Source organism: Hymenobacter sp. BT491, from assembly GCF_014349165.1.
In the GTDB taxonomy this organism is placed as follows: Bacteria; Bacteroidota; Bacteroidia; order Cytophagales; family Hymenobacteraceae; genus Hymenobacter; species Hymenobacter jejuensis.
The window spans coordinates 246,831-261,325 of record NZ_JACSJJ010000002.1 but is presented as its reverse complement, the minus strand read 5'-3'; the positions used below and the strand labels follow the sequence as shown (position 1 = coordinate 261,325).

At 59.3% G+C, this 14,495-nt stretch carries 9 protein-coding genes; 3 read left to right on the top strand and 6 right to left on the bottom strand.

Annotation, left to right across the window (positions count from 1 at the left end; all coding sequences use genetic code 11):
- Positions 1-31 precede the first annotated feature (31 nt).
- Positions 32-2,209: a S9 family peptidase gene (locus tag H9I52_RS06975; RefSeq protein WP_187453274.1), complete on the top strand. Its 2,178-nt coding sequence runs from the start codon at positions 32-34 to the stop codon at positions 2,207-2,209.
- A 113-nt stretch (positions 2,210-2,322) separates the two neighbouring features.
- Here the strand turns inward: H9I52_RS06975 and H9I52_RS06970 are convergent, their stop codons facing one another.
- Together H9I52_RS06970 and H9I52_RS06965 are read right to left on the bottom strand one after the other, a co-directional pair.
- Positions 2,323-3,642 (bottom strand): RagB/SusD family nutrient uptake outer membrane protein, encoded by a 1,320-nt coding sequence (locus tag H9I52_RS06970; RefSeq protein WP_187453273.1) that lies wholly within the window; start codon positions 3,640-3,642, stop codon positions 2,323-2,325.
- A gap of 25 nt (positions 3,643-3,667) precedes the next feature.
- Positions 3,668-6,877, bottom strand: coding sequence for a SusC/RagA family TonB-linked outer membrane protein (locus H9I52_RS06965; RefSeq protein WP_187453272.1), 3,210 nt, complete (start codon positions 6,875-6,877; stop codon positions 3,668-3,670).
- 491 nt (positions 6,878-7,368) lie between these two features.
- Here H9I52_RS06965 and H9I52_RS06960 point away from each other — a divergent pair, with 491 nt between their 5' ends.
- A complete protein-coding gene (locus tag H9I52_RS06960; protein ID WP_187453271.1) occupies positions 7,369-10,032 on the top strand; it encodes a PAS domain-containing protein in 2,664 nt (887 codons plus the stop codon).
- Between the two features lie 91 nt (positions 10,033-10,123).
- Here the strand turns inward: H9I52_RS06960 and H9I52_RS06955 are convergent, their stop codons facing one another.
- Positions 10,124-10,636, bottom strand: a complete 513-nt coding sequence (locus tag H9I52_RS06955) for a gluconokinase (protein ID WP_187453270.1) — start codon at positions 10,634-10,636, stop codon at positions 10,124-10,126.
- 145 nt (positions 10,637-10,781) lie between these two features.
- Here H9I52_RS06955 and H9I52_RS06950 point away from each other — a divergent pair, with 145 nt between their 5' ends.
- Positions 10,782-12,092 carry a flavin monoamine oxidase family protein gene (locus H9I52_RS06950; RefSeq protein WP_187453269.1) on the top strand — a complete coding sequence of 437 codons (1,311 nt, stop codon included), beginning with the start codon at positions 10,782-10,784 and terminating at the stop codon, positions 12,090-12,092.
- Positions 12,093-12,183: 91 nt separating this feature from the next.
- Here H9I52_RS06950 and H9I52_RS06945 read toward each other — a convergent pair whose 3' ends face one another.
- The 3 genes from H9I52_RS06945 to H9I52_RS06935 all read right to left on the bottom strand — a co-directional run bounded on the left by H9I52_RS06945 (position 12,184) and on the right by H9I52_RS06935 (position 14,309).
- The gene (locus H9I52_RS06945) at positions 12,184-12,513 is read right to left on the bottom strand and encodes a hypothetical protein (protein WP_187453268.1); all 330 of its coding nucleotides are present in this window, start codon (positions 12,511-12,513) and stop codon (positions 12,184-12,186) included.
- Positions 12,514-12,745: 232 nt separating this feature from the next.
- Positions 12,746-13,789, bottom strand: coding sequence for an aldo/keto reductase (locus H9I52_RS06940; protein ID WP_262385979.1), 1,044 nt, complete (start codon positions 13,787-13,789; stop codon positions 12,746-12,748).
- A gap of 124 nt (positions 13,790-13,913) precedes the next feature.
- The gene (locus H9I52_RS06935; protein WP_187453267.1) at positions 13,914-14,309 is read right to left on the bottom strand and encodes a helix-turn-helix transcriptional regulator; all 396 of its coding nucleotides are present in this window, start codon (positions 14,307-14,309) and stop codon (positions 13,914-13,916) included.
- Positions 14,310-14,495 lie beyond the last annotated feature (186 nt).

Genomic DNA, 14,495 nt, shown 5'->3' with positions numbered 1-14,495 from the left:
CAGGCACCCAAAACTGAATCTATTTCCCTCCATGCTCAAACAAGCACTGCGCAAAGCAGGCGTCCTGGCGGTTTTTGTCCAGGTGCTGCTGCTGCAACCAACTCTGGCCCAGGTGGGGCCGGGCACCCAATGGACGAAAGACGGCTACGCCTACATGCACGTCCAGCAAGACGAAATCGTGCAGACCGACCTGCGCGACCCCAGCAAAGAAGTAACGCTGGTCAGCAAAGCCATGCTGACGCCGCAGGGCCAAACGGCCCCGATCAAGGTGCGCCGCTTCTCCTTTTCCGACGACGGCAACAAGGTTCTCATCCAGACGAACACCAAAAAAGTATGGCGCTACGACACCCGCGGCGACTTTTGGGTGTATGACATCAACGCTAAGTCATTCAAGCAGTTAGGCAAAGACCGTCCGGCTTCGTCGCTGATGTTTGCCAAGTTCTCGCCCGACGGCACGCGGGTAGCGTACGTGAGCGAGCACAACCTGTTTGTGGAGGATCTGGCCGCGGGCACCAACAAGGCCCTGACCACCGACGGCACCGATAAACTCATCAACGGCACCTTCGACTGGGTGTACGAAGAAGAGCTCGACTGCCGCGACGGTTTCCGTTGGTCGCCTGATGGTAAATCATTGGCTTACTGGCAGTTAGATGCTACCAAAACCAAAAACTACTTGATGCTCAACACCACGGATGCGCTGTATCCGTTTACGGTGCCCGTCGAGTATCCGGTGGTCGGCGAAGATCCCAGCCGCTGCCGCATCGGGGTGGTGCCCGCCCAAGGCGGCGCTACCAAATGGATGGACGTACCCGGCGACGCCGTGCAGCACTACATCCCGCGCATGGAATGGGCCGCAAACTCGAACGAGCTGATTATCCAGCAGTTGAACCGTCGGCAAAACGAAAGCAAAATCATTCTGTGCACAGCCAACACGGGCGCTTCGAAAGCCATCTCTACCGAAACCGACAAGGCCTGGATTGACGCCAAAGCCGAAGCCGTAGGCTGGAACTGGATCGAAGGCGGCAAGCGCTTCCTGTGGCTTAGCGAAAAAGACGGCTGGCGCCACATTTACGCGCTCAGCCGCGGCGGCCAAGAAAAGTTGCTTACCAAAGGCAACTACGACGTGATTAGCCTGGAAGCGTTCAACGAGAAAGAAGGCGTGATTTATTTCATGGCTTCGCCCGAAAACGCGACCCAAACCTACCTCTACAAAGTGGCCCTGAAAGGCGGCAATGCCGAGCGCGTCACGCCAAAAGACTTGGCGGGCACCAACGGCTACGACATTTCGCCCAACGGCCGCATTGCGCTGCACACCTTCTCGAACAGCTCGACTTACCCCGTTTCCGACGTGGTGTCGCTGCCCGAGCACAAGCGCCTGAACGGAGGCGAAACACCCGCTCAGGCCCGCAGCCTGAAGCTGCCGAAGCCTGAGTTCTTCCAGGTTAAAACCGTGGACGGCATCACGATGGACGGCTGGATGGTGAAGCCCACCAACTTCGACGCCACCAAGAAGTATCCGATCGTATTCTACGTGTACGGCGAGCCCGCCAGCCAAACGGTTACGGACCGGTTCGGGACGGGCGCCAACCGCCTCTACAACGGCAGCATGGCCGACGACGGCTACATCTACGTGTCGGTGGAAAACCGGGGCGCGCCGGCACCGAAAGGCCGCGAATGGCGCAAATCGGTTTACCATAAGCTGGGCCAGCTCAACATCCGCGACCAAGCCATGGCGGCCAAGGAAATCCTGAAGCGCCCCTACGTAGACACCACCCGCGTGGCGGTGTGGGGCTGGAGCGGCGGCGGCTCTTCGACGCTGAACCTGTTGTTTCAGTACCCGCAGATTTACAAGACCGGCATTTCCATCGCCGCCGTCGACAATCAGCTCAACTACGACAACATCTACCAGGAGCGCTACATGGGCCTGCTGCCCGAAGACCGCGACTATTTCGTGAAGGGCTCGCCTCTGAACTACGCCCAGAACCTGCGCGGCCACTTGCTGCTCATCCACGGCACCGGCGACGACAACGTGCACTACAACAACGCCGAGCAAATGATCAACGCACTAATTGCCAACAACAAACCCTTCCAGCTGATGGCTTACCCCAACCGGACGCACAGCATTTCGGAGGGCGAAGGCACCAGCCGCCATTTGGCTACTACCTACACGCAATTCCTGAAGGAGCACTGCCCACCCGGCGCCAGATAATACGCTGTCTATCAATATATTACAAAAAAGGCCACCGAATTGCTTCGGCGGCCTTTTTTGTTACACTCTCACCCACTGAAACCTCCCAGTGGTCTATTACAACTATTTAATAATCAAATAGTTGGGTCTGTGGGTGTAGAAGAGTTGTTTTCGCGCTCCACCCGAGGATACGGGAGGAAGTTGCGGTTGCGCTCTGCCCCCGTGGTGCCTGGGCCGGGGCGGCTAAAGCGGCGGCTGTCGTCGAGGCGGAAGCCTTGGAAGGCCAACTCTACGTAGCGGTTCCGCAGGATATCGGTCAGGATAGCATCCTGCGTGAGCGGGCCGGCATAGGCTGGCAGGCCTGCACCGGGAGGCGCCGTGGGCAGGTTGGTAGAGGTAACGGTAGCGGCGCTGCTGCTGGTGCGCACCCGGTTTAGCTCCGTGACGGCATTGGTCAGGTCATTCTTGCGGGCATAGGCTTCGGCCCGGATCAGCAGCATCTCGCCCGGCACATACACCGGAATAGGCGCGCCGGCCACCGTATAAAAACCAGTGCCCCGGTTTTGCGTGGCCGTGGGGTTGGCGCGGGTATAAAAGGGAATGCGCTTGTCGTTGGCCTCGGGGGCCAGCGCGCCGGTCAGCCCCAGATTGACGTCGGTGGGCTCAAACACGTTGCGGTTGCCGAACGCCACCTCAAACAGCGGGTTGCGGGTGTTGTCGTCGAAGTTGAACACCGAACGCTTCGTCAGGTCGACGCGGCCGGCAGCGGCAAGGGCTTTGTCGTAGTCGCCGGCTTGTAGGCTGTAGCGGGCAATGAGGGCCTGCACCGTGTTGGGCAGGTCGATGCCGGGCACAATCTTGGCGTTAAAATCGGTTGATGCAGGCGTAGTGGCCAGCTGCGTGGCCGCGGCTTCCAGCTGCGTCACGGCCGACTGCAACAACTGCACTCGCGGCACAAACGGCGCGTTTTCGCCCGTCGTGAGCGGTGCCTGCTCGAAGTATTGGGCCATTGTGCCCAGCGCCAGCGCCCGAAAGATGCTGGCGTAGGCCACAATGCCGCTGCGCGTGCCCGCATCGGGAGCGTTGCCGGCGTTCAGCAGCACCAAGTCTGCATTGGCGCGCACCAGCTGCGCTTGCCCCCAGAGGTTACGCACCACGCCGTTGCTGTTGGTCAGGTTGCCGGCCCCCAGGCTCACGTTGTACTCCTCGATGTTGCCGACGTTGATGATGGTCAGCTCGCGGGTGGTCAGACCGCCGGCCGCCACCGTGTTGTAGAGCACGCTGAGGGCACCGCCCGTGGTGTAACGGTATTGCAGGCCGTTGCAGACGGTAATCAGGCCGTCGGAAGACGTGAGCACCTGGGTCTCGCTGGCCGAGCTTGGGTTCAGGTATTCTTTGTTGCAGCTACCCAAACTCAGGGCCAGCAGCGAAAGCAGAAGGAAATATCTTTTCATGGCTAATACGCAGATTGAGAGTGGGTTAGAACGTAGCAGCGAGCTTGATCTGGTAAGTGCGCGGAATGGGCACGTTGCCAAAGTCGATGGCCCGCAGCAGGTCCGAGGAGCCGCCGGCGCTGGTTTCCGGATCGAAGCCGTTGTAGTTGTCCCACGAATACAGGTTGCGGCCCACCAACGAGAGCGTCAGCCCACTGATGTAGCTGGTGAACGTCGGCAATTCGTAGCTCAGAGCAGCTTCGCGCAGCTTCACGTAAGAGCCGTCGTCGATGCGGAATTCCTGCGTGTTGTAGATGGCGAAGATGTAGCCGCGCGGCAGCTCGCCCCGCAGCTCTTTCTCAGCCAGATCGCCCAGGCCGACGCCTTGCCGCGTGCGCTTGTCGGCGTTGAATACGTCCACGCCCTGCACCGCATCGAGCAGCACATGCAACGACAACTTCTTGTAAGTCAGGTTGGTACTAAACGATCCCGTCCACTTCGGATTGGGGTTGCCAATCACGATGTTGGCGATGGTCGTGCCCGCCGCGTAGCTGGGCTGGCCGCCACTCTCGCGGGCCGGAGTGAAGGTCGTAGAGCCTACGGCCTGGCCCGAAGTGCGCTCGTCCTGCGGGAAGCCCTGCGAGGTGAGCAGCAACGAGCCATCGGGGTTGCGGGCGTAGCCCGAACCGTAGAACACGCCCACTGGCTGGCCCGCCAGCAGGTAAACAGGTGCTCCCGCTACGTTATCAACCGAGATAGCCTGCTGCAAGCCGTTGGCGCCCGGCAAATCCACAATTTTGTTGCGGTTGCGGTTGTAGAGTGCCGTGAAATCCCAGGTGAAACTGCTCGTTTTCACGGGCGTAGCGCTCAGTTGAAGCTCTAAGCCCTTGTTTTCTAGGCTGGCAACGTTGGTCACGATGGTAAGGCCACCGGTAGAGGGCGCCAGGTTGCGCGCGGCCAGCAACGACTTGGTTTTCTGCTTGTAAACCGTGGCCCCCAAGCTCAACCGGTCGTTCAAAAAGCCCAGATCGGCGCCAACTTCCAGCTCGTTCAGGCGCTCGGGGCGCACTTGGGAGTTGGCCAGCTGCGAGCCGGGCAGGTAGGTATTCCGGCCCAAAAAGCCCACCGGCTGGTACTGGTAAAACCGATCGTAAGACCGGATGCCCGTCAGGCCACCGGCTTGCCCGTAGCTGGCACGTAACTTCAACGTACTGAATGCCTTAGCATACCCTGCATCCTGCCAGAAACCCAGATCAGACACCACCAGCGAGCCGCTCACCTTGGGGTAGTATTGGTTGGTTTCGGAAGCCGAGAACTTCGACGAACGGTCGCGGCGCACGGCTCCGGTCAGGAAGGCCAGGTTGTGGTAGCCGAGGGTGGCCTGCGCGTACGCCCCACTCAGGTCGAACTGCTCGGGAACGTCGAAGCTGGAAGTAACCGTATTACTGGCCGCTCCGCTGACCGTGGTAATAAACGGCGTCAGATTCTGGCCTCGCGTTTGGGTCAGTTCCTGCCGGACATACTGGTAGCTATACCCCGCCAGCACCGACACCTTAAATGCTTCGCCCAGCTGTCGTTCGTAGCCCAGGTTTATATCGGAGTTGAGTTGCAGGCCGTTGAGCAGGCCGTTGGAGGCGAAACCCAACGGGTAGCGAGCCGCGGGCAGACCGGCCGTGGCTTGGTACGGATACGGCCGGATGTAGCCCTGGCCAGCCTGGGCAATTACGTCGGCGCCGAGCAGGTAATCGATGGAGAAGCCCCGGAACGGCGTCAGGTTGAGTTGCAGGTTGCCGATGGTGCGGTTTACGCGCTGCGTAAACTTCATGTCCTCGATGGTCGACAGCGGGTTAACGCGGGTGGGCTCCACGGCCAGCAGGTCGCCTTTGGCATCGCGGCGGTTGATGTCGTAGATGTTGTTGGTGATGTTGACCGAGTTGATGGGGCTGTAAAACACGTTACCGTTGGCCTTCTCGTTGCTGAAGCTGTTGCTATACGACAGCCCGGCGGTTAGCTTGGCCCACTTGGTCAGGCGCTGATCGAGGCGGGTGCGCAGGCTGTAGCGCGTGAAGTCGGTGCCCTTGATGATGCCCTCGTTTTTGAGGTAGCCCGCCGATACGTAATACTGCGTGCCCTCCGAGCCGCCCGTCAGCGACACCCCGTCGTCGGTGCCGTGGCCGGTGCGGAAAATGTCGTCGAAATAATTGTAGCGGGTCACGTCTACGAGGTTGCTGGCCAGCTGCGTGGTCACGCCCGCCCGATTGATGCCGATGGTGGTAGTACCGGGGTTGGCAGCCAGCTGAGCCGGCGTCACGCCCCCAATTGGGTAGAGGCGCAGGTCGGCGAAGCCAAACTGCTTGCCGTAAGTATTTACCGGCACCATCTTGCGCAACTCATTGACATTGAAGCTAGTGTAAGCCGATACGCGTACCGCCCCGGCCTGCCCGCGCTTGGTCGTGATGAGCACCACGCCGTTGGCTGCCCGCGAACCGTACTGCGCCGCCGCCGCCGCGCCGTTGATGACGTTGATGCTTTCGATGTCGTTGGGGTTGAGGTCGGCGAGGCGGTTTTGGCCCACGTTGGCCGTGCCCACGTCGCTGGACAAAGCCAGCTGCGACACGTTGGTGCTGTTGTTGCTCACAATCACGCCGTCGATGACGTAGAGCGGATCGGAGGAGCCGGCCAGCGAGTGAATGCCGCGCAGCCGCACCGACATCGAGCCGGCCGGATCGCCGGAGTTTTGCACGATCTGCGCGCCGGGAACCTTACCTTGTAAGGAGTTCAGCACCGCGCCCGAGCCACTCTGCGTCAGCTCGCGGGCCGAAACCGTGTTGATGGAGTTGCCCAGTTCGCGTTTGTTTACGCTGACCGTCGAGCCCACCACCACTACCGCATCCAGGCTTTGCCGGGCCTCGGTAAGCGACACGTCGGTGGTTACGGTCGGGTTGCTGCCCAGTGTTACGGACCGCGTCGCCGCCCGGAAGCCGATGGTAGAAAATGTGATCGTGTAGCTTCCGGGCGCTACGTTTACGGTCAGGCTGTACCCGCCGTCGGCGTTGGTAGAGGCGCCGAGCGTGGTGCCCGTAATCAGTACAGTGGCACCAGGCAGGCCTTGCCCGCGCTCATCCGTGACGCGGCCCTGCAGCGTGTACGCCTGCGCAGAGCCCCCAGCCTGAGCCAGTGCCCGCGTGGGCAGCAGCAAGCCAAGACAGAGCCAACCCACCAGGGTCAGCGCAGCAATAAGGTATGTGTTCCGCATACTAGTAGGGGAAGTGGAGTGGAAAGAAGTGACAAAGCCAAGCTAATCCTCGGGTAATATAGGATATTGGCACCATCCTATATATAATCGCTTAAATACCAGCCAGCGGAAACAACGGCACTGTTCGGAAAGCGAGCCGGGCTTCCCAAATTCCGGCCGCCGAATGCCGCCGGTCCGTTCAGGGCTTTAGTTGAAAAAAGGTGCTGCGGTTGGTTGCTGAGTCTTTTTGCCGGGTTGTAGCCCAAGGAATTACTTAGCTTAAGTTTATCAACTAAACGCCTGATAATAAGATATTTATGTTTGCTTAATCAAGTTGAAGCGGTTTAGCAAGCGAAACTTGAATCGGGAATACAAAACAGCCAGTCCAAGAAGCCGTTGAAGCTAGCGGCAGCCGGTTGGGTGCGTCGGCAGGCGCTATCCACTGCGCTTACTGCACCCGTGGACTGGGGCACCCGCTATGTTGCTTTTTTATCACGCAGCTTATTCCCGTTATGTCTGATTCTGGTGCGCCTTCTACCACGCTGACCTCTGAGATGCGGGCATTATTTCCGCTCGATGAATTGTTAGAGTCCCTGCTCAACGCCTCGCTCACGGGCGTGGCGCTCTACCGGCCCATTTATGGCACCGAATCAGAAATAATTGATTTCGAGATCGTTCTGCTCAACCCCAAGGCGCAGAAAATGCTGCAGCTGCCGGCGCGGCCCACGCAAACGTACCTGCACCTGTTTCCGCACACGCAGGCTACGGGGGTTTTTGAATTTCATTGCCAGGCCTACAAATCGGGGGAGCACGCTTGTTACAGCATCAATTATCAGGGCGACGGACTCGACAATTACTTTCACCTGTCGGCAAAGCGCGTGGGTGATGGCCTGCTGGTGAGCTTCACCGATACAGCCGAGCACGACCGCACGGCCGTGGAAAAAGCCCTGCGCGAAAGCCAGGCCCGCGAACGCGCGGCCCTGGCGTTGGCCGAAAGCCAGCGCAACCATCTGGAGGCACTGTTGAACCAGACGCCGGTCGCAATTGGCTTGTTTGAAGGCCCGGAGCGGCGCATCAGTATGGCCAACCCCAAGATCTGCGCCATGTGGGGCCGACGGCCGGAAGAGGTACTGGGCAAAACCCTGCTCGAAGCGATGCCGGAGCTGCGCGGCCAGGGCTTCGATGAAGCCCTGGCCAACGTTTTTCGCACAGAAGTGCCTTTTGCAGGTACCGAAGCGCCCGCACAGATGCTGCGGCAGGGCCAGCTCCTGACTACTTACTATAACTTTGTATTTCAGCCGCTTTACGACGAGCAAGGCCGGCTGCTGGGCGTGGCGGATGTGGCCGTAGAGGTAACCGAGCAGGTGCAGGCCCGCCGGCAGATAGAGGAAAAGGAAAAGCAGCTCCGCACGCTGAATCAGGAGCTGGAAACGGCCAACGAGGACCTGGTTGCTCTCAACGAAGAACTGCGGGTAGCTAACGATCAAAACCGACTCAACATCGACGAGCTTTTTCGCGTGCAGCGGGCTTTGCAGCAGCTCAACCTAGAGCTCGAAGGCCGCGTGGCCGACCGCACCCACAAGCTCCGGCAGGCTTTGCAAGAGGCCCACGTTCAACGCGAGCGCTTCCGGTCGTTTTTGATGCAGATGCCCGCCCCGATGTGTACATTTCGCGGGCCGGAGCACGTGTATGAGCTGGTTAACCCCGCTTACCTGCGCACGCTGGGGTACCGCCCGTTGGTGGGCCTGCCCATAAAAGACGCGCTGCCGGAGCTGGAAGGACAGGGGTACTTTGAAATGCTGGATCGGGTGTTCCAGACCGGCGAGCCCTATTATGCCAGCGAATCATTGGTCTGGCTGACCGACCCCAACCAAGAAGGGGCGTTGCAGGAAGGCTTTTACAACATAGCTTGCCAAGCCACGCGCGATGAGCACGGCGTAATCGACGGCATCATTCAGTATGCCTTGGACGTGACTGAGTATGTCTTGGCAAGGCGCAAGATGGAGCAGAACGAGGAACGCCTGCAGCTGGCCCTAGAAGCCGGCAGTATGGCCACCGTCGACCTGGATTTGCTGACGAACAAAACCGAGCGCAGCGAGCGGCACGACCACTTGTTTGGCTACGACACGCCGCTCCGGGAATGGCACAACATGGATACGCTGCTGGAACACATGCTACCCGAAGACCACGCCCGCGTCATGGACCAGTACGATCGGTCGCTGACTTCGGGAGTGCTATGGCTGAATCCGCGCATTCAACTCCCCAACGGCGAGCACCGCTGGATGGAAGCTAAGGGCAAAGTTTTTTATGATGCCGAGGGAAAACCCATTCGCATTGCGGGCGTGGTAACCGACGTAACGGAGCGCCAGCAAACGCAGCAGCGACTCCAGGACCTGACCGAGCAACTGGCCAACACCAACGACGGCCTGCGGGTTGCCAACGCCGAGCTGGCCCTCGCCAACGAGCAGCTTACCCACACCAATCAGGAGCTAGATAACTTCGTATACACCGCCTCCCACGACCTCAAGCAGCCCATCAACAACATGGCCGGCGTATTTGAAGAGCTCAAGCGCACAGCCACTTTTCACGACCCGGAAGCGGCCCTGCTGGTGCAGATGTTTGAGAATTCGCTCAGCCAGATTCACGGCACCATTCAGGGCCTGGCCGAAGTGGTGCAGGTCGAGCGGCGCAACGAGGATTCGGCAATTGAAAACGTTGAGCTGCTGCCACTTACACGCGAAGTAATGCAGAGCATGCTCGACCAGGCCGTCGCGACCAAGGCCAGGTTTGAGGTGAATTTCAGCGCCGTGCCAGTCGTGCGCTTTGTGCGACTGAATCTGCAGAGTGTGTTGTACAACCTGCTCAGCAACGCCCTGAAATACGCGCATTCCGAGCGGGCGCCCGTCGTGCGGATCACTAGCGAGCTCTCCGACGAAGGCGCGCCGGTGCTGGTGGTGCAGGACAACGGCCTAGGCCTCGACTTGGCTCGCTACGGCCCCGACCTGTTCCAGATGTTTCGGCGCTTTCACGACCACGTTCCGGGTTCCGGCGTGGGCCTGTACCTCGTCAACCGAATGGTACGCCAGGTCGGCGGGCGTATCGAGGTGCAAAGCACACTGGGCGAAGGCACCACCTTCCGTATTTACCTCACGACCAGTACGTTGCCAGAACACTAAGGCTTTATTTTGATATAATCTTTTGATTATCAAATACTTATTTCTAAAATATTCGCATCCATTCTGCTTTCCAGGTCCCAGAATTCTGATTCTATTTGACCAAGCTCCACTGTTCGGAGCGCACGATTTGGGCCACTAGTGTCTCAGGCATTTGGCCCTCCAGAGGCAGTCGCAAGGCGTAGGCAGGCGGCTCCAAAGTGGCCAGCTGCGAGTCGAGTAAGGCGGCGCCCATGTAGTGCCCCTGGCGCGCCTGCAAGCGCGCGCGTAGCAGTTCGGCGGAGCCCTCGAGAAACACCCATCGCAGCGGATTCTGGGCCCCTGCTTGCAGAGTGCGGCGGTAACTTTCTTTCAGGGCTGAGCAGGCCAGCACCGCGCCGCCCGCTCGCTCCCAGCTCGTTATACCGGCCGCCAAGTCGGCGAGCCAGCCTTGCCGGTCGGCGTCGGTGAGCGGGGTACCGGCCCGCATTTTGGCTACGTTGGCCGCCGAGTGAAAATCATCGGCGTCGTAAAAGGGCAGCGCCAACTGGCCGGCCAGCAGGCGGCCGACCGTCGTTTTGCCGCTGCCCGACACACCCATCACAATGTAAACAGGACCAAGCGCCATACTGCGAAGTGTTAAATCAAGGGAATGCTTCGGTATACGGGAAACGCGACTGCTTTAACCAACGCCCGCAACCTCAACCCGGTCCGCGCTGTTGTATCCAACGCTTCGTAGCCCGCCGCAAGCCCGTTGGAAATCCAAAACTTATATGCCTGATAATCAGAACAATACAACATTAGTACTAGGAGCCGGCGCGGCCGGCCTGATCGCGGCCCGCGACTTGGCCCGCGCCGGAAAATCGGTAGTGCTGCTCGAAGCCCGCAGCCGAATCGGCGGCCGTATTCACACCTTTACTGGCCAGGGTTTTTCGCAGCCCACCGAGGCAGGGGCCGAGTTTATGCACGGTGAGGTGCCCCTGACGCAAGCTTTGCTTCGCGAAGCCGACATAGCCTGCCACGATACAGCGGGCCAGGCCTATGCGGTAAAGCAGGGCAAGGCGCAGAAGTCAGAAGAGTTTATCGAAAACATGCCTCTGCTGCTCTCGACGTTGCAGGCGCTGGAGCACGATATGCCGTTGCTGGACTTTCTGGACGAATATTTTCCCGACGATCGGCACCACAACCTGCGCGATTCGGCCATTCGCTTTGCCGAAGGCTACGACGCGGCCGATGCCGGCCGGGCCAGCACATTTGCCCTCCGCGACGAGTGGACCGCGGGCGGTGCCGAAGATTCGCCCCGGCCCGAAGGCGGTTATGGCCACCTAATCGAGCTGTTGGCCCAGCAAGCCCAGGCGGCCGGAGCCACGATTCAGCTGAGCACGGTGGCGCAGGAAATCCGGTGGCAGCGAGGCAAAGTCGAGGTTATCTGCGACCAGAACCGGCGCTACCAAGCGCAGCAGCTGCTCGTTACGGTGCCGTTGGGCGTGTTGCAAGCCACGAAAGGCCAGCCCGGCTACCTTCGCTTTACGCCAGAGCTGCCCGAACAACGCGCTGCGGCTGCGTCCATGGGATTTGGCCCTGTCATCAAGATTTTGCTGGAGTTTGACGAAGCCTTCTGGGATGCTAAGTCGGCGGAGGTTGTGCAGCCCACGCCCGAAATGGGCTTCCTGTTTTCCGATGCCCCCGTACCCACTTGGTGGTCGCAGTTGCCCAACCCGCAACCTTTGCTGACGGGGTGGCTCGGTGGCCCGGCCGCGGCCAAGCTACATGACGCTAGCGCAGAAGATATTGTTAATCAGTCACTTGACTCGTTAGCATATTGCTTCCAAACCACACCAGAATTCCTGCGCTCGCACCTACGGGGCCAACAGGTAATTAATTGGGGCGCCGATCCGTTTGCCCGCGGCGCCTATGCCTACGCTACCCTCGAGACGGCCAGCGCTCGCCCGATCCTCAACCAACCCCTCTACAACACGCTGTATTTCGCGGGCGAGGCGCTGTACGAAGGGCCTGCTATGGGCACGGTAGAGGCAGCCTTAGGCAGTGGAGAGCAAGCAGCTAAACTCATGTTAGATAAGTAGTTACGAACCCGCCAAATACGCTTTAATACCCTTACGCCAACAAAAAAGCCTCGTCGCTGGACGAGGCTTTTTTGTTGATTGGCTTAATCAATTAGCGACGGTAGCCGTAGTCGCGGTCGCGGCCGTGGTCGTCGTGGCGGCGCTGCGATTCGTAGCGGGCGCGCTCGGCAGCACGTCTCTGGTCTTCGCGGCGCTGAGCCTCGATGCGAGCGCGTTCTGCTTCGTAGCGGCGTTGCTTTTCCAGTTCCAGCTTGCGTTGGGCAGCTTCGCGGCGAGCACGTTCGGCAGCCATCTTCCGATCGTATTTGATAGCTTCTTTGCGGTCTTTATACGAATCGTGGTCGGGTGCAGCGGCGGCGAAAGAAGCGGTAGAAGCCAACAGGCCCAGAGCAGCGACGAGGGAAAACAAGGAGGTTTTCATGGGAAAGGAGGAAACAAAAATTGTGGGAGAAATAACCTTTTCCTAAGCAGATAAGGCTGTTTTTGATACATCAAGCGCTTGCCAGACAGTTTGCAAGCGCTATGCCAGCAACCTTCCTTTTCGGGCTTCCCTCCTACTTCACCTACGAATTGCCCAAGTTCATCTACCGGTTTGGTCTTCTCCTCGACCAGCCGCCGAGCCAAGGCTGCTCGTTGGCGTCAACAAAAGTCCCTTAGTGACGCCGCTCGCTGTCTAAGTGCGCCATTTGGGCGGCCGGATAACGGTCGCCGGCGGCAGCGGTCGGGGGCACGGCCGCTTCGATCTGGGCCAAGTCTGTGGACGTCAGGCTGAGAACCAACGCGCCAATGGCTTCGGTGAGGCGGTCGCGACGCCGGGCTCCAATGAGCGGCACAATGTCGTTGCCCTGCGCCAGCACCCAAGCAATCGCTAGCTGGGCCACACTAGCTCCTTTCGTTTCGGCGATAGCCGCTAGTGCATCTACCAAGGCCAGATTGTGCTTCAGGTTTTCGCCCTGAAACCGCGGCAGGTTGGCCCTAAAATCCGGCTGGCCGCTGCTGGCCAGCGTGGCGCTCTGAGTAGTGTTGCTGATCAGGCCGCGCGAGAGCACACCGTAGGCAGTCATGCCGATGCCAAGCTCGCGCAGCGTGGGCAGAATGTCGGCCTCTACGCTGCGAGTCATGACCGAATATTCGATCTGCAAATCGACCACCGGATGCACGCCGTGGGCCCGCCGGATGGTGTCGGCCGATACTTCGCTCAGCCCCAGATAGCGCACATGCCCCGCCTGAATAAGGTCGGCAATGGCGCCCACGGTTTCCTCAATGGGCACGTTTGGGTCGACGCGAGCCGGGCGGTAAATGTCGATGCAGTCGACGCCCAAGCGCTTGAGGCTGTAGGAAACAAAGTTTTTGACGGCTTCGGGGCGGGCATCGTAGCCCACGAAATTGCCTTTGGGATCGCGCAGGGCGCCAAACTTGACGCTGAGCATGGCCTTATCGCGTAAGCTACTGCTTGCTAAGGCCTTACCAATCAGCATTTCGTTGTGGCCCATGCCATAAAAGTCGCCGGTGTCGAGCAGGGTGATGCCCGCTTCCAGGGCCGCTTCAATGGTGGCTAAGCTTTCGGATTCGTCGGCGGGGCCGTACATGCCCGACATGCCCATACAGCCAAGGCCGAGGGCAGAAACGGGCTCCGCTACGCGTCCCAGCGTGCGGTGCGGCATAGTATTCTGGGGGGTCTGAAGTGCAGTTGTCATCTGAATAGTGGCGTTACGTATCGATTGCGATAAGGCAAAAGTACACGGGCCACCTCCCGGAAAACAGGTGAACTGTTCAGAAAGAATGGTGAGCTTTTCCGACTTGCAACTGCGGGACAAACGGTCAGTTCTGCGCGGTTTCCTGCTGCCGCAACTGCTTGGGCGTCAAGCCCATGTGGCGCTTGAAGTACTTCGTGAAGTTGGTCGGTTCGCCAAAGGTGAGCTTGTTGCTGATTTCGGCAATGCTGAGCGTAGTAGTGAGCAGCAGGCGCTTGGCTTCAGCCAGAAAGTAGCGGTTTACCCAATCGCACGGCGAGAGGCCGGTCTCGTGCTTCAGGGTGTTGCTCAGGTGCGTGGGGTGCACGTGCAGCCGATCGGCGTATTCGCTAATCTCCGGAATGTCGGGCAAGTCACCGCGCAACAGCGCCTGAAAATCCTGCTCCAGCTCCTGCTGAAACAGGTGTACCAGTTCGGCGGGCCGAGTCTGGTAAGTAACCGCGTACGGGAGCGTGCTATCCATGGCGATGTGGGTGAAAAGCCGGATGAATAACCTGTTGGATGCAGGTCGGTTGGCTAAGGTAGCAAAAGCGTAATTTCTCAAGGAATAATCAATTCATAAACCTTTGATTATCAAATATTTATGAATTGATATGTTTTAACGTTTCTAGCTGTAATTAGCAGAAGGCAAGAAAAAGGAAACCGCAGA

Coding starts and splice junctions, on each gene's coding strand:
- H9I52_RS06975 (WP_187453274.1), top strand. CDS start 32: ATGCTCAAACAAGCACTGCGCAAAGCAGGCGTCCTGGCGGTTTTTGTC.
- H9I52_RS06970 (WP_187453273.1), bottom strand. CDS start 3,642: ATGAAAAGATATTTCCTTCTGCTTTCGCTGCTGGCCCTGAGTTTGGGT.
- H9I52_RS06965 (WP_187453272.1), bottom strand. CDS start 6,877: ATGCGGAACACATACCTTATTGCTGCGCTGACCCTGGTGGGTTGGCTC.
- H9I52_RS06960 (WP_187453271.1), top strand. CDS start 7,369: ATGTCTGATTCTGGTGCGCCTTCTACCACGCTGACCTCTGAGATGCGG.
- H9I52_RS06955 (WP_187453270.1), bottom strand. CDS start 10,636: ATGGCGCTTGGTCCTGTTTACATTGTGATGGGTGTGTCGGGCAGCGGC.
- H9I52_RS06950 (WP_187453269.1), top strand. CDS start 10,782: ATGCCTGATAATCAGAACAATACAACATTAGTACTAGGAGCCGGCGCG.
- H9I52_RS06945 (WP_187453268.1), bottom strand. CDS start 12,513: ATGAAAACCTCCTTGTTTTCCCTCGTCGCTGCTCTGGGCCTGTTGGCT.
- H9I52_RS06940 (WP_262385979.1), bottom strand. CDS start 13,789: ATGACAACTGCACTTCAGACCCCCCAGAATACTATGCCGCACCGCACG.
- H9I52_RS06935 (WP_187453267.1), bottom strand. CDS start 14,309: ATGGATAGCACGCTCCCGTACGCGGTTACTTACCAGACTCGGCCCGCC.